This is a genomic window from [Zimmermannella] faecalis ATCC 13722 (genome assembly GCF_000381765.1).
GTDB lineage: Bacteria > Actinomycetota > Actinomycetes > Actinomycetales > Microbacteriaceae > Gulosibacter > Gulosibacter faecalis.
Map to the genome: position 1 here is coordinate 77,041 of NZ_KB907081.1, position 16,868 is coordinate 93,908.

The following is a 16,868-nucleotide window of genomic DNA, read 5'->3' on the forward strand; positions in this document are numbered from 1 at the left end:
CCGCGCGAGCGCGAGCTCCTCGGCCTGCTGCGTACCAGCATGACCGCCGCCGAACTGGCGGCGTCGCTGCATCTCTCGGTGGCGACCGTGAAAACGCACCTGCAGTCGATCTATCGCAAGCTCGGGGTCTCGACCCGCCGAGCGGCACTGCGAATCGCGCACCACTAGTCGCGGAAAACTCAACCTAACACCGCAAGCACTGCGCATTTTGTAAGCTAAAAATCCAAGAGATGTTGCAGAAAGCACATTCCGAGTACCGTCGGCACATATCCGGAGACATCGAAGTCCCGCATCGCCCGCCGTGAAGGAGTCACCATGCCGACCGTCGCCGAACGAGTTGCCACCGCCCTCGCCCCGTACGCCGACGAGATGTTTGGACTCCTCGGCAACGGCAATGCGTTTGTCGTTGACGCCGCGCTGCGGAACACCGGGACGCGCTTCACGGCCGTGCGGCACGAGGTCGCGACCGTCGCCTCCGCCGATGCCTACTACCGCGCGACCCGCAAGCTCGCGGTCGCGACCGCGACCTACGGCGCCGGGTTCACGAACACGCTGACGGCCCTCGCCGAGGCGTCGATGTCGCGTGTGCCGCTCGTGCTCCTCGTCGGTGACGCGCCCACGGGCGGCCCGCGCCCCTGGGACGTCGACCAGGATGCGCTCGCCGCGGCCTGCGACGTCGCGACCATCACGGTGCGCGCCGACTACGCCGCCGCAGCCGTGAACGACGCGGTTCGTCGCGCGCTCGCCGACCGCCGCCCGGTCGTGCTCGCGCTCCCCTACGACCTGCCGACCGCGACCGCGACTGAGGCGGACGTCGCCCCGATCGACTTCGACCAGAAACTCGCATCGCAGCGCCCCGAGGTCGACCGCACCGGGCTCGAGGCACTCGCCGCCGACCTCGCGGCGGCGAAGCGCCCCATCATTCTCGGTGGCCGGGGCGCACTCGACGCCCGCGCCGACCTCACGGCGCTCGCCGACCGCCTCGGGGCGATCACCGTCACGACCGCTGCGGCGCGCGGCCTGTTCGCCGGCCGCGCCCTCGACGCCGGCGTCTGCGGTGGCTTCTCGTCGGAGCGCACGGCGGGCTATCTCGCCGAAGCCGACCTCATCGTCGCGGTCGGCGCCGGGCTCAACCAGTTCACGATGGGCTTCGGCCGCCTCTTCCCGCAGGCGCGGCTCGTGCAGATCGACGTGCTCGACGCCGCGACGCACGCCGCCGTCGACACGTACCTGCGCGCCGACGCCGCCACGGCCGCGACCGTGCTGAACGAGGCGCTCGCCGACGCCGAGGCGCAGGCGTGGCCCGGCCTCGACGCCACCGAGGTCGCCGCGGCGCAGTTCGACCGCCCGTACGGCCGCACCGCCACCGAGGCTGCACCCGCCGCCGACGGGCTCGCGGCCGACGGCCAGCTCGACCCGCGCGCACTCACGGCAGCGATCGACCGCGCGCTCCCGGCAGAGCGCCTCATCACGAGCGACGGCGGCCACTTCATCGGCTGGGCGAACACCTACCTCGACGTACCCGGTCCCGACTCGGTGCTGCTCGTCGGCACGGCGTTCCAGTCGATCGGGCTCGGCTTCTCAACCGCGGCCGGCGCCGCGCGCGCCGCGAACGAGAGGGGCCGGATGCTCGTGCTCCCCACCGGCGACGGCGGCGGGCTGATGGCGCTCGCCGACCTCGACTCGCTCGTGCGCACGGCCGACCGCGCGACCGTGATCGTCTACAACGACGCGGCCTACACCGCCGAGATCACCCAGTACGGCATGCAGGGCCTCGACGAGCGCCCGATGCGCATCGACCGCGTGAGCTTCGCCGGCCTCGGGCAGGCGGTCGGCGCGCGCGGCACCGAGGTGCGCACGCTCGACGACCTCGCCGAGTGGGCGACCTGGGCCGCCTCGGGCGAACCGGGCACCTGGGTGCTCGACTGCCGCGTCTCGGGCGAGGTCATTGCGCCGTATCAGCTCGAGATCATGGAGAACCTCAAGCGTCAGGTCGCCGCGACGCGCTAGCGACGCCCGCGACTACTCGTCGATCGAGAGCTCCTTCGGGAGCTCGAAGTCGTGCGCGTTGAGTTCCTCGACGTTGACGTCCTTGAACGTCAGCACCCGAACCTGCTTCACGAAGCGGTCGGAACGGTAGATGTCCCACACCCACACGTCGCGCATCGTGAGCTCGAAGTAGAAGTCGTTCGCGGTGTCCTTGCGGTCGAGCGTCACCTCGTTCGCGAGGTAAAACCGGCGCTCGGTTTCAACGACGTATTTGAACTGCTTCGCCACGTCGCGGTACTCGCGGAACAGCGCCAGCTCAACGCCGCGCTCGTAGTCGTCAAATGCGTCCTCGTTCATAGCGAACCAGTCTAGGCCCGCGAGGTGTCGGCGCCGTCAAGGATCTTCCCGAGCCAGCTGCGGCGATGCTCGGGGCTCGCGCCGCGCTCCCGAATCGCGTCGCGATGCACCTGCGACCCGTATCCCTTGTTCCGCTCCCACCCGAACGCTGCGTAGTCGGGCGAGGCGAGCGCGAGCCGCCGCATCCGCTCGTCGCGGGCCACCTTCGCGACGACGCTCGCGCCGGCGACGCTCGCGCAGTCGCGGTCGGCCTTCGGCCGCACGGTCACCCGAAGCGGCTGCGTGAGCCCGGGCGAGAGCCAGTCGTGGCTGCCGTCGAGCAGCACGGCGGCGCGGTCGACCGGCACGCCCGCGCGATAGAGGTCGGCGAGCGCCCGCACCGCGGCGGCCGCGAGGCACTGCGTGATGCCGAACTCGTCGATCTCGGTCGGCGTCGCCCAGCCGACCGCGGTCGCGAACGCCCACCGCTGGGTTTCGGGCGCGAGCCGCTCGCGCGCCTTCTCGGTGAGCAGCTTCGAGTCGCGCAGCCCCTCGGGGAACCCCGCCTCGGCCTCGGCGGGGCGCACGGCACACGCGCCGACCGCGACGGGGCCGGCGAGGGCGCCACGGCCGACCTCGTCGATGCCGATCACGAAGTCGGCGTCGACGAAGAGGGCACGCTCGATCTCGAGCGTTGGCGCGGCGACGGTCACGGGTCGCGCGACGGGATGCCCGCGAACACCTCGGGGTAGTTCCCGAGGAACTGGATGCGCGCAACCGGCCAGTTAATGAGGAACGCGCGGCCGACAATGTTCTCGTACGGTATGAACCCGCCCGTCGGGGTGTCCTGGTGCGCGCGCGAGTCGGCCGAGTTGTAGCGGTTGTCGCCCATGACCCACACGGCGCCCTCGGGTACGGTGACATCGAAGGCGGTGCCGGATGCGGCCGTGTTATCGCCGAGTTCGACGTACGGCTCGCTAATCGGCACGTCGTTGATGACGATCTGCCCGTACGCGTTGCAGCACACGACGTGGTCGCCCGGCAGGCCGATGACGCGCTTGATGAGGTGGCTGTTTGTCTCCTCAGGCTTCAGCCCGATGAGCTCGAGCGCGCCGTCGACGGCGGCCTCGAGCGGCTCCTTCTGCTCGACCTCCTGCTGCGGGAGCCACCCGCCCGGGTCTTCGAACACGATGACATCGCCGCGGTTGAGGGCGACAAGATCGGGCACGAGCTGATTCACGAGCACGCGATCCTCTTCGATCAGCGTCTCGTGCATCGAGGCCGAGGGGATGTAGAACGGCTTGAGAAAGAACGTCTTGACGACGATCGAGACGACGAGCGCGATCGCGACGATGACGACGAGGTCGCGCACGAACATCCCGAAGGTGGCACCGCGCGCCACGACGTTCCCGTCGTCGTCGACGGCGATGTCGGTGCGTAGGCGGTGGCGCGGCCCGTAGGAGTGGCGAAAGACCTCGTAGACGAGGGCGTCGTCGGGGGCGTCGGTGCCGCTGATGTCGCCGCGCTCAGGCAACTGGAAGTCGGCGTCACGCACCCATTGGCTCCTCGTACTTAGTGGTCTGAAGATTTAAGCACGAACGAGATTGACCCCGACGCACCAGCGCCGGGGTCAATCAAATCGTGATGTACGCGAATTAGCGCTCGCGACGCTCGCGGATCTTCGCGGCCTTGCCGTGGCGGTCGCGCAGGTAGTACAGCTTCGCGCGGCGAACGATACCGCGGCTGACGACCTCGATGTGGTCGATGATCGGCGAGTGCACGGGGAACTGACGCTCCACGCCCACCTGGAAGCTCACCTTGCGCACGATGAAGGTCTCGCGCACGCCGTCGCCCTGGCGGCCGATGACGACGCCCTGGAACACCTGAATACGCTTGCGGTTACCTTCAACGATGTTCACGTGCACCTTGACGGTGTCGCCGGGGCGGAAGTCCGGAACGTCCTTGAGCGACGCGGCGTCGATCTGGTCGATGAGGTTGGCCATAGTGATCAATCACTCTCTGCGTCGCCACAGGTCGATCGCAATAGAAGCAAAGTTTAGAATTCCGCGGGCAGAGGGTCCCCTGTGGCAGAGTCTTGCCGCGGCACAAACGACGAGTCTACCGGGTCATCCCGGCCTGCGACAAGCGGTTACGACGTCGAGTGTGGGCGCGCCGTCCACTCGTCGGGCTCGTCATCGTCGTTCGAGCGCGGTTCCTCGAGAATCTCCGCCTCGATTGCCTGCGCCTCGGCGTCGGGCGCGGTGCCGTCGGCGCGCTCGTTCCAGGTCTCGTTCGTGTCAACGATGATCACGCGACCGCCCTGGGGCCCGCGCGACCGGCCAAAGTCAGAGTTCGACGAGGCGCCAGCGGCACGCTCGGCCCGCTGCCGAAGTGCCTCCTCGGCCTCCTTACGCGACGTGCGCCAGAGCTGCACGATGGCGAACCCGGCGAACAGCGCGGCCGCGAGTTGTGCCGCGCCACCCCATCCGCCCGGGATTGCGACCGCGACGAGCCAGAGCACGAGCGAGCCGAAGTACCAGGCCGCGTCGGTCGGCATCGCCTTCTTCGAGAGCCGGAACGTCGGCCGCAGCCAGAGCGCGATGCCGAGCAGCCCGAGCTGAATGAACGAGAGCGGCACAAGAATGAACAGGCCGAGGAACCCGCCGATCGACCGCTGAAAGACGATCCACGCAACGACCGTCCACGCGCCCACGAGAAATGGGGAGATCGCGAGGAACGGGCTGAGGATGCGGTGAAGTCGCTTGGCCATACAAGTAAATTACGCGGGCTGACTTGGAGGAATCCGCGTCAGCGCAGGAATTCCGCCCGAAGCGTATCGACGACACCAACCGCGCTCCCCGTGCGCATTGCCGCTCGCTGCCGGTCGGCCGAGGTCGAGTCGACGATCACGAGGTTCGAGACGAGCTCACCCTCGCAGCCGAGGTCGCGCGCGATGCCGAGCAGCTCATCCACCCGCCGGGCGAGGGATGCGCGGGCCGGCTCCTCGCGCCCGTCGGCGTCGACGATGAAGTTCGTGTCGAATCCCCAGCGGGCGGCACGGAACTTGTTCTCTTGCACGGCCCATTCGGGCAGCGACATGGGCTCCTCGCCGCGGTCGAGCGCCCGCAGCGCCTCCTCGACGATGCACTGCGTGAGCGCCGCGCCGGCGCCGACGTCGAACAGCGACGGGGCGCCATCGGCGATGCGCACCTCGATCGTGCCGAAGCGGGACGCGGGGCGCACGTCCCAGCGCAGCTCCTTCACGTCGAGAATCGTGCCCGAGCGAATCATCGCGTCGGTCGTGCGCTCGAAGTCGGCCCAGTCGCGCATCGTCGGGGGGATGCCGCCCGTCGGGAGCTGTTGGAAGAGCATCGTGCGGTGCGACGCGAACTGCGTGTCAACGCCGCCCCAGAACGGGCTCGATGCCGAGACGGCGAGGAGCCAGGGCAGGTTCGCGAGCACGGCCCGCATGACCGGCATGACCGCCTCGGGGTCGGGAATGCCGACGTGCACGTGCAGCCCCCAGATTGAAAGCTGCCGGCCCCAGTCGCGGGCCCGGTCGACGACGCGCAGGTAGCGATCGGCGGGCATGAGCGTCTGCACGTGCCAGTCGGCGAACGGATGTGTGCCCGAGCCGATCGCCGCGACGCCGATCGGGTCGCTCGCGGCGGCAAACTTATTGCGCAGCGCGCGGAGGTCGGCGATCGCGCCAGGCACGTTCCGATGCACCTCGGTGACGAGCTCGACCGTGTTGGTGAGGAACTCGCCGACACAGCGCGGCTCGCCGATCGCGTCGATCACCTCGGATGCGCGACCCGCGAGGTCGCCTGACGCGCGGTCAACGAGGGCAAGTTCCCACTCGATCCCGAGGGTGGCCCGTTCGGACGCCGTGAAGTCCATGCGGAACATCGTACGCGGCCGGGTCGCCCGGGTGATGGTCAACGGCCAAGTGAAGATTGGGTTCCCACCACGGGCAAAAATCTGCAAGAATAGTCAGCTGAGTCTGTGCCAGCGACCCTCTATCCGCAGCGTGCAGCGAATCCGGACGTCGGACAGTGCGCCCCACGCACTTCGTCGGTCAGTCTTTGATCGTTTTCAAGTTTCAACAAGCAGGAGACACGTGTCTGTCAAGATTCGTCTGAAGCGCCTGGGCAAGGTCCGGGCACCGTTCTACCGCGTCGTTATCGCCGACGAGCGCTCGAAGCGCGATGGTCGAGTGATCGAGGAGATCGGCAAGTACCACCCGACCGAGAACCCCTCGCTCGTCGAGATCGAGTCGGAGCGCGCCCAGTACTGGCTTTCGGTTGGCGCACAGCCCACCGAGGCTGTCCTCGCGCTGCTCAAGCTGACTGGCGACTGGGGTAAGTTCAAGGGCGAAGGCCCGACCGAGTCGCAGGTACAGCAGCCCGAGGCGAAGCCCGCCTTCGAGGCCGACACCAACAAGAAGCCCGTGCTTCGCCCCAAGGCTGAGCCGAAGGCCGCCGCGGTCGAGACTGAGGCCGACGCCGAGGTTGCGGAGCCCGCCGCCGAGGCAGCTGCCGAGTAGTACGCATTACCTAGGAGTCACCATGCTTGCATCCGCGTTGGAACACCTCGTTCGGGGCATCGTTGACCGCCCCGACGACGTGCGCGTCGATGCACTCGACTCCGCCCGCGGCGAGGTCCTCGAAGTGCACGTGCACTCCGAGGACCTCGGCCGCGTCATCGGTCGACAGGGGCGCACGGCGACGGCGCTGCGCACCCTCATCACGGCCCTCGCCGACGGCCGCCGCGTCCGCGTCGACGTGGCCGACAACTAAGTTGTCCGCTCGCAAACGCAGCGGCATAACACAGCTGCGCGTTGGGCGCCTCGTGAAGGCGCACGGGCTCAAGGGAGCCCTCAAACTCGAGCTCTACACCGACGAGCCGGAGCGTCGCTTCGTGCCCGGTGCATCCTTCTCGCTCCAGGTACCGACCACGTCACCGTGGCGGGGTAAGAACGTCGTGCTGCGCGAACTGCGCTGGTTCAACGACTCCCCCGTCGCGTTCTTCGAGGACGTCACCGATCGCACGACCGCCGAGACGCTCATCAAGGCAATTCTCTGGGTTGACCAGGACGAGGCCGAGGAGCTCGAGCCCGACACCTGGTACGACCACCAGCTCGTCGAGCTCGACGTGCAGATTGACGGCACGACGGTTGGCACCGTCGCCCGGGTCGACCACTTCCCCGCGCAGGATCTCCTCGTCGTCACCACGCCGAAGGGCGAGGTCATGGTGCCGTTCGTGAAGGAGATCGTGCCCGCGGTCGACCTCGAGGCCGGTGTCGTGACGCTCACGCCCCCGGGCGGCCTGTTCGACGACACCGCCGAATAGCTGGGGACTCCCGGGAGCCGCAATGCGCATCGACATCGTCACGATTTTTCCGCAGTTCTTCGACATCCTTGATCTCTCGCTGCTCGGCAAAGCACGGGCGCAGGGCATCATCGACCTGCACGTTCACGACCTGCGCGACGCCGCCCACGACCGGCACCGCACGGTCGACGACACCCCGTACGGTGGCGGCGCGGGCATGGTCATGAAACCCGAGCCGTGGGGCGAGACGCTCGACGGGATTCTCACCGACTCCCCCGCCGCCGACGGCCCGCTCATCGTGTTCCCGTCGCCCGCTGGCGACGTGTTCCAGCAGGCGCGCGCGCACGAGTTCGCGGCCGAGGAGCACATCGTGTTCGGCTGCGGCCGGTACGAGGGCATCGACCAGCGTGTCTTCGACTGGGCGGCATCGCGGGCGCGGGTCGCCCTCGTGTCGATCGGCGACTACGTGCTCAACGGCGGCGAGGTCGCCGTCATGGCAATGATCGAGGCGTTCGGGCGACTCATTCCCGGCGTCGTCGGCAACCCCGCCTCGCTCGTCGAGGAGTCACACTCCGACGGCCTGCTCGAGTACCCGAGCTACACGAAGCCCGCCACCTGGCGCGGCCTCGACGTGCCCGACGTGCTGCTCAGCGGCCACCACGGCAACGTCGAAAAGTGGCGCCACGAGCAGCAGCTCGAGCGCACACGACAGGTACGCCCCGACCTCTACGAGGCGTACACGAGCGGTGCCGACGCGGAAGGCTCGGCCGAGCGCTAGAGATTTCCTGGGCGATTTCGACTAATTAGCCCGAGAACAGGGGGTCGGCCGCACCCGCGGTGTCCGACCCCGCGTATCCGGGCTAGTTCGTGGGCGCGGGCCGGATACGCGCAGCACGGCTACGCGACCGGCACGGAAGCGCGCGGCCGGCATAGCCGCCAGCCGCGCCCAAACCTACCTACTTGCGCAGGTACTTCTGCAGCTTCTCGAGCTCTTCGGGGCTCGGCTGGCCGGCGCCGCCGAGGGCTCCGCCGCCGAACGACGAGCCCGTGGGTGCGCTCTGCGTCGGCGCCTCGATGCCGCGCTTCGCGGGGTTCCCCGAGAACTTCTTGCCCTTCTTCGCGTTCTTCTTCGCCTGCTTCGCGGCGGTTGCACGTCCGCCGCCTGACGAAGGCATGCCGGGCATCGACGGCATGCCGCCGCGCGCGACCTGGCGCATCATCTTCGACGACTGCTCGAAGCGCTTCATGAGGTCGTTGACCTCACTGACCGTGGTGCCCGAACCGCGCGCGATGCGCGAGCGGCGCGAACCGTTGAGCACCTTCGGCGTCTTGCGCTCGAGCGGCGTCATCGACTGAATGATCGCCTCGATGCGCACCATGCTCGACTCGTCGAAGTCGTCGAGCTGCTGCCGCATCTCTTTCGTGACGCCCGGCATCATGCCGATCATCTTCTTGAAGTTGCCTGCGCGACGCAGCTGCTGCATCTGCTTGAGGAAGTCGTCGAGCGTGAACTCGTTCGCGGCGAGCTTCTCGGCGGCCTCGCGGGCCTCCTGCTCGTCGAACGCCTTCTGCGCCTGCTCGATGAGCGAGAGCACGTCACCCATGTTGAGGATGCGGCTCGCCATGCGGTCGGGGTGGAACAGCTCGAAGTCGTCAAGGCGCTCACCGGTCGAGGCGAACATGATCGGGCGGCCGGTGGTCTCGGCGACCGAGAGCGCGGCGCCACCGCGCGCGTCACCGTCGAGCTTCGTGAGCACGACACCCGAGAAGTCGACGCCCTCTTGGAACGCCCGCGCGGTCGCGACGGCGTCTTGACCGATCATCGAGTCGATGACGAACAGCACCTCGTCGGGGTTCGTCGCGGCCTTAATGTCGCGGGCCTGCTGCATAAGCGTCTCGTCGACACCGAGGCGACCCGCGGTGTCGATGACGACGACGTCGTGGAGCTTCTCGTTCGCGAGGCGAATCGACTCGCGGGCGACGCGCACGGGGTCGCCCGCACCGTTGCCGCGCTCAGGCGCGAACACCGGCACGCCCGCCTGGTCGCCGACGATCTGCAGCTGCTGCACCGCGTTCGGGCGCTGGAGGTCGGCCGCGACGAGCATCGGCGAGTGCTTCTGGCCGACGAGCCACTTCGCGAGCTTGCCCGCGAGGGTCGTCTTACCGGCACCCTGCAGGCCGACGAGCATGATCACGGTCGGCGGGCGCTTCGCGAACTGCAGCTTGCGGGCCTCGCCGCCGCCGAGGATGCGCACGAGCTCCTCGTTGACGATCTGCACGACCTGCTGGGCGGGGTTGAGGGCGCGGTTCACCTCGTCGCCGAGCGCGCGCTCGCGCACGTGTGCGGCGAACTCCTTCACCACCGGCAGCGCGACGTCGGCCTCGAGGAGGGCGCGGCGAATCTCGCGAACGGTGCCGTCAACATCGGCGGGGGTGAGCTTGCCCTTCGAGCGCAGGTTGCTGAGCGCGTCGACGAGGCGGTCTGAAAGGTTCCCGAACAAGGCCATAGTGTCGGCCATTCTACCGGCAATCGGCCGGGCGTATCCGGTCGGCGACGGGCGGAGCGTTAGGGCGTCTGCGGGCCGGCGGCAGCGACGCGGATGAGCGCCTCGGCGGCCTCGGAAAGCGCGGGCTCGTCTCGCCAGATCGCGGTGAGTGGACGGTGCAGCTCGAGGTCGGCGACGTCGACCCGCCGCAGGCGGCCGGTCGCGAGATCGTCGGCGACCGTGAGCGCGCTCATGACGGCCGGTGCAATGCCGGCCGTGACGGCGCTACGCACCGACGTGATCGCCGAGAACTCGGCGGCCGGGTCGGCGACCCGCAAGTGCGGATGCTGCTGCCGCAGGAGCTCCTCGAGCACCTGCCGGGTGCCCGAGCCGGTCTCGCGCACGACGAGCGGCATCGCGGCAAGCTCGGCCGCCGTGATGAAGTCGCGCGACGCCCACTCGTGGCCGGGCGCGACGACGACGACGAGCTCGTCGTGGCCGACGACGAGCTTGCGCAGGTCGCTCGGTTCGTCGAGCGACTCGATGAAACCGATTGCGGCAAGCCCCGCGTGCACCTGGCGGATCACCTCGACCGAATTCACGGCGAGCACGTGGGGGCTCGTGTCGGCGCCGCGCTGCTGCAGCTCGCGCAGCCAGAGCGGCACGAGGTAGCCGGCGATGGTCTGGGAAGCGGCGACGCGCAGGTTGCTGCGTCGGTCGGCCTGCAGCGACGCGAGGCGCTCGTGAAAGCGGTCGGTGGCGCTCAGCAGGTCGGCGGTCCACTCGGCGACGATCTGCCCGGTCTCGGTCGCCTGCGAGCCGCGGGCGCCGCGCTCAAGCAGGTCGAGGCCGAGCTCGTGCTCGAGCTTGCGCATCCGTTCCGACACCGCCTGCTGCGAGCGGTCGGCGGCGGCAGCTGCGGCGTTGATGCTGCCGAGTTCGACGACGCGAACGAACAGCTCGAGCGAGTCAAGGTCGAGACGGGTCACAGAAGTACGGTATCGCCTCAGTGTGGCCGCAGGCGGGCGATTTAGGCTATCGGCATGAACGGACCACTGCTGCTCCCCTTCCGCGGCGTCAGCCCGCGCATCCACCGCTCGGCCTGGATCGCGCCGAACGCGACAATCATCGGCGACGTCGAGATCGGCCCCGATTCGAGCGTGTTCTACGGCTGTGTGCTGCGCGGCGACTCAGGCCCGATTCGCATCGGCGCGCGCTCGAACCTGCAAGACGGCACGGTCGTGCACGTCGACGCGGATGCGCCCTGCACGCTCGGCGACGACGTCACGGTCGGCCACGCGGCGATGCTCCACGGCACGACGGTCGGCGACGGCACGCTCGTCGGCATGCGCGCCTCGCTGCTCAGCCACTCGGTGATCGGCCGGGGCTCGCTCATCGCCGCGGGTGCGGTTGTGCTCGAGGGCTTCGAGATCGGCGACCGCGCACTCGCCGCCGGTGTGCCGGCGAAGGTGCGCCGCGAGCTCACCGAGGAGGAGTCGGCGGCGTTTATCCCCCACGCCGGCGGCTACGTCGCGCTCTCGAAAGCACAGCCGACGCTCCCCGAGGCGCTCGCACTCGACACCTGCTGGTTCGAGTAGGCGATGGCCGAACCCGCACTGAATCGAAGCCTCGTTCGGGCCGCCGCGATTCTCGACGCGGTCGAGGATGCGCCGCGCACGGCGAGTGAGATCGCGCGGCGCATCGAGGTGTCGGTTTCGGCGACGCACCGGCTCGCGACCGACATGGTCGAACTCGGCTTTTTGCGCCGCACCCCCGAGGGCAAGTACCTGCTCGGCCGGCGATTCAATAAGGCGACGATCGGTGAGGCGGCCCGCCCCCTGCTCACGAAGCTGCGGGACGAAACCGGCGAGACGCTGCAGCTCTGGGTGCGGCAGGGCTCGTATCGGGTGTGCGTCACGAGTGTCGAGAGCCGCCACGAACTGCGGGCGACCCTGCCTGAGCTCTCGCGACTGCGGCTCCCCGATGGGTCAGCCGGCGCGATCCTCGGCGCGAGTGCCGAGGGGCAGAAGTCCCTCAAGGCGCACGGCTGGGTCGAGTCGATCGGCGCCCGCACGCCCGGGCTGTCGTCGGTGAGCGCGCCCGTGTACGTCGAAGGCGAGGTGCTCGGTGCCCTCTGCCTCGCCCTGCCGATTGCTCGGCTCGAGTCGACCCCTGGCGAACAGTTCGGCGACGCACTCATCGAGTGCGCCGCCGAACTATCAAGGGTGTTTGATCGCGATGAGGTCGACCGCTAGGGCGCCCGCTTCACGTCGGTAATGACGCCGCGCGGGGTGCCGCCTCGCCGCACGGTGTCGATGTTCTGCCAGACGGTCGCGATGCGTCGCTGCACGTTCTCCCACCCGACTCCGGCCATGTGCGGCGTGCACACCACGTTGTCGAGGCGCAGCAGCTCGCTCGCGGGGTCGAGCGGTTCGTGCTCGAAGACATCGAGCCCCGCTCCCCCGATTCGACCCTCGCGGAGGCACTCGGTGAGCACGGCCTCGTCGATGATCTCGCCGCGACCGACGTTGATGATGAGGGCGCTCGGTTTCATGAGCGCGAGTTCGTCCGCACCGATGAGGCCTCGCGCCTCCGGCGAGTAGGGCACGTTGACGCAGACAATGTCGGCGGTGCGCATGAGCTCGTCGAGTTCGACGGGGCGAGCCCCGACGAGTTCCGCCACCGTGAGCGGAATCTCGGCGTGGTCGTAGTACACGACGTCGGCGTCGAACCCGTGCCGCACGATCTTGCCGACCCAGCGGCCGATGTTGCCGAACCCGACGATGCCGACCGTCTTTTGGTAGAGCTCGGCGTACGAAGTCTCGTCAAGGTCGGGCCGCCACTTGCGCTCGTGCATGAGGGGCATGGTGGTGGGGATGCGCCGCAGCAGCGTCAGCATGAGCGTCACGGCGTGCTCGGCGACCGAGATCGAGTGGGTCTTCATCTGGGCGACCGGCACGCCGAGCTCATCGAGCGTCGTCTTTGGCAGCTGCCCGTATCCCGAGCTCAGGTACTGAATGAACTTCGCCCGCTTCGCCGCGCGAAACACCTCCTCGGGCACCTCGATACCCGACACGATGAAGTCGGCCTCGGCCGCGGCGTCGAGCAGGATGCTCCGGTCGGCGTCGAGAGGCAGGATCGTGAGTTCGACGTCGTCGGGCGCCGCGGCGCGCATCCCCTCGACGTAGTCGGGCAGCGGGTTGAGGTAGAGCACCTTGACGGTCATGCGAGCACCTCGGTCGATTCGGCCGCGGGCAGGGCGGTCAGCACGGCGTCGACTACCTCGCGGGTGCCGGCTGTGCCGCCGAGGTCGCGCGGCAGCGGCCCCTCGGCGAGGGCGGCCTCGACCGCGGCCTGGATGTGCGACGCGACGCGGGCAGCGCGGGGGTCGCCGTAGCGTTCGCCGAGCCACTCGAGCATCATCGCGGCCGAGAGAATCATCGCGAGGGGATTCGCGACACCCTGGCCGGCGATGTCGGGGGCGCTGCCGTGCGACGGCTGGAACACGCCGCGCTCCAGGCTGACGTCGGCCGAGGGCGCGGTGCCGAGCCCGCCGACGAGGCCGGCGGCGACCTCCGAGACGATGTCGCCAAAGATGTTCTCGGTGACGACCACGTCATACCGGGCCGGGTCGGTGACGAGGTACATCGAGCCGGCGTCGATGTAGTACTTCGCGCTGCCGATGTCGGGGTGGCGGGCGGCGACCTCGTCGAACACGCGCTCCATGAGCACGTTGCTGCGCAGCGCGTTCGACTTGTGCAGCAACGTGACGTGGCCCGGCGTACCGCGCTGCTTGCGGGCGCGGGCCTGCGTGAATGCGACGTCGAAGAGCCGTTCGCAGTTCGCGCGCGTGATGGTCATGCGGTCGCTTGCGACCTCGTCGCTCGGCTCGTGCTGGTCGGCGAGCCCCGCGAACATCCCCTCGGTCGTCTCGCGAATCACGAGCATGTCGATGTGCTCGGCCTTGACCGGCACCTCAACGCCGTCGAAGCGGCGCACGGGCCGCAGGCTCGCGAACAGGCCGTAGTGGTGTCGCATGTCGATCTGCGCGCCGAACTCCAGGCCCTCGGGGCTCCGAACGTCGGGCAGCCCCATCGCGCCGAAGAGCACGGCGTCGAGCTTGCCAATCTCGTCCAGGTCGGCCGTCGTGATCTTGCGGCCCGTACGCTGGTAGAGGTCGGCGCTGAAGTCGTAGAAGGTCGTGCCGAGCGTGAGTCCGTAGCGGCGCTCGCACTCGTGGAGCACCTCGAGCGCCGCGTCGATCACCTCGACGCCGATGCCGTCTCCGGGAATCACCGCGATCTCGTAGTCGTTCATGGGTTCTCTCTTTCGCACCGTTGCGTTCCTGCGTGAGTGTGCCGGCGGGCCGGAGCACACCGTCACCCACGTTCCCAGTGTTCGGGAATCCATTGCTGACAGGTGGGATGAGCGTATCCCCGCAGCCGGGAGGCCAGCAGCTCCCATCACCGAATTCGCACCATATTTCTCACGGGGTGGGATATTTGCTCCCACCAATTGACCTAAGAATGGGAACTCCCCGAGTCTTGGCGCATCGATCACACCGACGTGGTCGACCACGACGACCCCCCGGAGGCACCCGTGCACCCCACCGAGACCATGCCGCTCGCCGGTATTCGCGTGCTCGAACTCGGCAACTTCATCGCCGCGCCGTTCGCATCGCGACTCTTCGCCGACTTCGGCGCCGAAGTCATCAAGATCGAAAAGCCCGGCACCGGCGATGAGCTCCGCGACTGGCGCAAGCCCCGCGGCGAGACCTCGATGCTCTTTCGCACGCTCGGCCGAAACAAGAAGTCGGTCGTGCTCGACCTGCGCACCGACGACGGCCGCGAGGCGGCCCGGCGTCTCGCGGCGACCGTCGACGTCGTCATCGAGAACTTCCGCCCCGGCACGATCGAGAAGTGGGGGCTCGGGCCCGACGTACTTCACGAACTCAACCCCGACCTCGTGCTCGTGCGGATCTCGGGCTATGGGCAGACCGGCCCCTACCGCGAGCGCGCGGGCTTCGGCAGCGCCGCCGAGTCGTTTGGCGGACTTCGATTCCTCACTGGCGAGCCCGATCGCCCGGCCGCGCGATCGGCCGCGAGCATGGGCGACACGGTCGCGGGCCTCTACGGCGCGCTCGGCGCACTCATGCTGCTGCTCCAAAAAGCGCGCGGCGACCACGCGACGACGCCGGCCGTTGTCGACATCGGCCTGTACGAGGGCATCTTCAGCCTGCTCGACTCGCTCGTGCCCGATTTCGATGCGTACGGCCTCGTGCGACGCCGCAGCGGCGGCACGCTCCCCGGCGTCGTGCCGATGGGCGCGTATCCGTGCCGCGACGATCTCGAGATCGTGATCGGCGGCAACTCGGCCTCGGTCTTCTCGCGCCTCATGCGCGCAATCGGTCGCGACGACCTCGCCGATGACGACTCGCTCGTGTCGGCACAGGGTCGCACCGCCCGCGAGGAGGAACTCAACGACGCGATTCGCGAGTGGACCCTCGCACACTCGCTCGCCGAGGCGCAGGCCGCCCTCGACGCAGCCGGTGTGCCCGCTGGCCCCGTCTACGACGCGCCGAGCATCGCCGACGACCCGCACTACCGCGAGCGCGGCATGGTCGAGACGCACGAGGTCATGATCGACGGCGCGGCCGAGCCCATCCGGTTCCCGGGCATCGTGCCGAAGCTCCCCGGCCACGAGGGCCGAACGCAGTGGCTCGGCCCCGACCTCGGCGCCCACTCGCGCGAGGTGCTCGCGCCCCTCGGCTACTCCGACGACGACATCGCGGCGCTCGCCGGCGACCGCGAGGAGCAGCGCGCATGAGCCACGTCGAGGTCACCGACGTCTACCTGCGCGACGGGTTGCAAGACGAGGCGGTCGTCGTGCCGACGGCGACGAAGCTCGAGATCGCCCGCGCCCTCATCGCGGCGGGCGTGCCGCGCATCGAGGTGACGTCGTTCGTGCACCCCCGCCGCGTGCCGCAGCTCGCCGATGCCGACGACCTCGTCGCGCAGCTTCCCGAGCGTGGAGCCACCTACGCCGCCCTCGTGCTCAACGACCGCGGCGTCGACCGTGCCGTCGCCGCGGGCCGCACCCAGGTCGAGCTCGTCGTGTCGGCGAGCGAGGCCCACAGCGCGGCGAATGCCGGGCGCTCGATCGCGGATGCACTCAGCGGCCTCGCGGGCTCGGTGCGGCGCCATCCCGAAGCCGAGTTCGTCGCCGGGGTCTCCACGGCGTTTGAGTGCCCGTTCGAGGGCGCCATTACGCCCGATCGGCTCGAGCGCATCGTCGGCGCGCTGCTCGAGATGGGCGTCACGACGATCGGGCTCGCCGACACGCTCGGCACGGCCTCGACCGCACAGGTGCTCGCGAGTGTGGATGCGGTGCGCGAGGCACATCCCGGCGCGGCGCTGTCGCTCCACCTGCACAACGCGAACGGGCAGGCGCTCGACACCGTTATCGCGGCGGCCCGCGAGGGCATCGACCGGTTCGACGGCGCACTCGCCGGCTACGGCGGCTGCCCCTTCGCACCCGGCGCCCACGGGAACCTCGCGACCGAATCGATCGTCGCCGCGCTCCACGCGAACGGGTTCACCACCGGCATCGGCGAGGCGCGCCTCGCCGACGCCGCGAGCGCCGCTCGCCGCGCGGTGGCCGAGGGCACGCCGATCCCGGCGCCCGCCAGCGCCTAGTCACGCTCGCTCTCCCACGTCCCTTTTCCCG

Annotated in this window: 20 protein-coding genes; 10 read left to right on the forward strand and 10 right to left on the reverse strand. The window is 69.1% G+C overall.

Going from position 1 to position 16,868, the window contains the following annotated elements:
* Nucleotides 1–39 precede the first annotated feature (39 nt).
* Both G328_RS16875 and G328_RS0110295 read left to right on the forward strand, forming a co-directional pair.
* Nucleotides 40–168 carry a LuxR C-terminal-related transcriptional regulator gene (locus G328_RS16875; protein ID WP_390294829.1) on the forward strand — a complete coding sequence of 43 codons (129 nt, stop codon included), beginning with the start codon at nt 40–42 and terminating at the stop codon, nt 166–168.
* A gap of 147 nt (nt 169–315) precedes the next feature.
* Nucleotides 316–2,010 (forward strand): thiamine pyrophosphate-binding protein, encoded by a 1,695-nt coding sequence (locus G328_RS0110295; protein WP_019619273.1) that lies wholly within the window; start codon nt 316–318, stop codon nt 2,008–2,010.
* A 12-nt stretch (nt 2,011–2,022) separates the two neighbouring features.
* Here G328_RS0110295 and G328_RS0110300 read toward each other — a convergent pair whose 3' ends face one another.
* From G328_RS0110300 to G328_RS0110325, 6 genes are all read right to left on the reverse strand, one after another.
* Nucleotides 2,023–2,346, reverse strand: a complete 324-nt coding sequence (locus G328_RS0110300; protein ID WP_019619274.1) for a DUF2469 family protein — start codon at nt 2,344–2,346, stop codon at nt 2,023–2,025.
* Nucleotides 2,347–2,357: 11 nt separating this feature from the next.
* Nucleotides 2,358–3,038, reverse strand: coding sequence for a ribonuclease HII (locus tag G328_RS0110305; RefSeq protein WP_019619275.1), 681 nt, complete (start codon nt 3,036–3,038; stop codon nt 2,358–2,360).
* Entirely contained in the window at nt 3,035–3,880 is an 846-nt protein-coding gene (gene lepB / locus G328_RS0110310; RefSeq protein WP_019619276.1) for a signal peptidase I, read from the reverse strand. Before lepB ends, G328_RS0110305 begins: the two co-directional genes overlap by 4 nt.
* Before the next feature lie 100 nt (nt 3,881–3,980).
* Nucleotides 3,981–4,328 (reverse strand): 50S ribosomal protein L19, encoded by a 348-nt coding sequence (rplS, locus tag G328_RS0110315; RefSeq protein ID WP_019619277.1) that lies wholly within the window; start codon nt 4,326–4,328, stop codon nt 3,981–3,983.
* Between the two features lie 146 nt (nt 4,329–4,474).
* The gene (locus tag G328_RS0110320) at nt 4,475–5,095 is read right to left on the reverse strand and encodes a hypothetical protein (protein ID WP_019619278.1); all 621 of its coding nucleotides are present in this window, start codon (nt 5,093–5,095) and stop codon (nt 4,475–4,477) included.
* 38 nt (nt 5,096–5,133) lie between these two features.
* On the reverse strand, nt 5,134–6,225 hold the full coding sequence (locus tag G328_RS0110325) for a carboxylate-amine ligase (protein ID WP_019619279.1): 1,092 nt from the start codon (nt 6,223–6,225) through the stop codon (nt 5,134–5,136).
* Between the two features lie 220 nt (nt 6,226–6,445).
* Here G328_RS0110325 and rpsP point away from each other — a divergent pair, with 220 nt between their 5' ends.
* From rpsP to trmD, 4 genes are read left to right on the forward strand one after another with little or no spacing between them, the layout of a single operon-like run.
* Nucleotides 6,446–6,871: a 30S ribosomal protein S16 gene (gene rpsP, locus G328_RS0110330; protein ID WP_019619280.1), complete on the forward strand. Its 426-nt coding sequence runs from the start codon at nt 6,446–6,448 to the stop codon at nt 6,869–6,871.
* A gap of 22 nt (nt 6,872–6,893) precedes the next feature.
* Entirely contained in the window at nt 6,894–7,124 is a 231-nt protein-coding gene (locus G328_RS16670) for an RNA-binding protein (protein ID WP_026339806.1), read from the forward strand.
* Nucleotide 7,125: 1 nt separating this feature from the next.
* A complete protein-coding gene (gene rimM / locus G328_RS0110340) occupies nt 7,126–7,677 on the forward strand; it encodes a ribosome maturation factor RimM (RefSeq protein WP_222828698.1) in 552 nt (183 codons plus the stop codon).
* 22 nt (nt 7,678–7,699) lie between these two features.
* Nucleotides 7,700–8,434, forward strand: a complete 735-nt coding sequence (gene trmD / locus G328_RS15115; RefSeq protein WP_019619283.1) for a tRNA (guanosine(37)-N1)-methyltransferase TrmD — start codon at nt 7,700–7,702, stop codon at nt 8,432–8,434.
* Between the two features lie 178 nt (nt 8,435–8,612).
* Here the strand turns inward: trmD and ffh are convergent, their stop codons facing one another.
* Nucleotides 8,613–10,163, reverse strand: a complete 1,551-nt coding sequence (gene ffh / locus G328_RS0110350) for a signal recognition particle protein (RefSeq protein ID WP_019619284.1) — start codon at nt 10,161–10,163, stop codon at nt 8,613–8,615.
* Between the two features lie 59 nt (nt 10,164–10,222).
* Nucleotides 10,223–11,131 carry a LysR family transcriptional regulator gene (locus G328_RS0110355; RefSeq protein ID WP_019619285.1) on the reverse strand — a complete coding sequence of 303 codons (909 nt, stop codon included), beginning with the start codon at nt 11,129–11,131 and terminating at the stop codon, nt 10,223–10,225.
* Nucleotides 11,132–11,185: 54 nt separating this feature from the next.
* Here G328_RS0110355 and G328_RS0110360 point away from each other — a divergent pair, with 54 nt between their 5' ends.
* Both G328_RS0110360 and G328_RS0110365 read left to right on the forward strand, forming a co-directional pair.
* Nucleotides 11,186–11,740 (forward strand): gamma carbonic anhydrase family protein, encoded by a 555-nt coding sequence (locus G328_RS0110360; protein WP_019619286.1) that lies wholly within the window; start codon nt 11,186–11,188, stop codon nt 11,738–11,740.
* 3 nt (nt 11,741–11,743) lie between these two features.
* Nucleotides 11,744–12,397 (forward strand): IclR family transcriptional regulator, encoded by a 654-nt coding sequence (locus G328_RS0110365; RefSeq protein WP_019619287.1) that lies wholly within the window; start codon nt 11,744–11,746, stop codon nt 12,395–12,397.
* Here the strand turns inward: G328_RS0110365 and G328_RS0110370 are convergent.
* Both G328_RS0110370 and G328_RS0110375 read right to left on the reverse strand, forming a co-directional pair.
* Nucleotides 12,394–13,368: an NAD(P)-dependent oxidoreductase gene (locus G328_RS0110370; protein ID WP_019619288.1), complete on the reverse strand. Its 975-nt coding sequence runs from the start codon at nt 13,366–13,368 to the stop codon at nt 12,394–12,396. The two genes, G328_RS0110365 and G328_RS0110370, sit on opposite strands and share 4 nt — an antisense overlap.
* A complete protein-coding gene (locus G328_RS0110375) occupies nt 13,365–14,459 on the reverse strand; it encodes an isocitrate/isopropylmalate dehydrogenase family protein (protein ID WP_019619289.1) in 1,095 nt (364 codons plus the stop codon). The genes G328_RS0110370 and G328_RS0110375 overlap by 4 nt, the downstream gene beginning before the upstream one ends.
* 249 nt (nt 14,460–14,708) lie before the next feature.
* Between G328_RS0110375 and G328_RS0110380 the strand changes: the two genes are divergently transcribed.
* Nucleotides 14,709–15,968 carry a CaiB/BaiF CoA transferase family protein gene (locus G328_RS0110380; protein WP_019619290.1) on the forward strand — a complete coding sequence of 420 codons (1,260 nt, stop codon included), beginning with the start codon at nt 14,709–14,711 and terminating at the stop codon, nt 15,966–15,968.
* On the forward strand, nt 15,965–16,837 hold the full coding sequence (locus G328_RS0110385) for a hydroxymethylglutaryl-CoA lyase (RefSeq protein WP_019619291.1): 873 nt from the start codon (nt 15,965–15,967) through the stop codon (nt 16,835–16,837). Before G328_RS0110380 ends, G328_RS0110385 begins: the two co-directional genes overlap by 4 nt.
* Nucleotides 16,838–16,868: the final 31 nt, after the last annotated feature.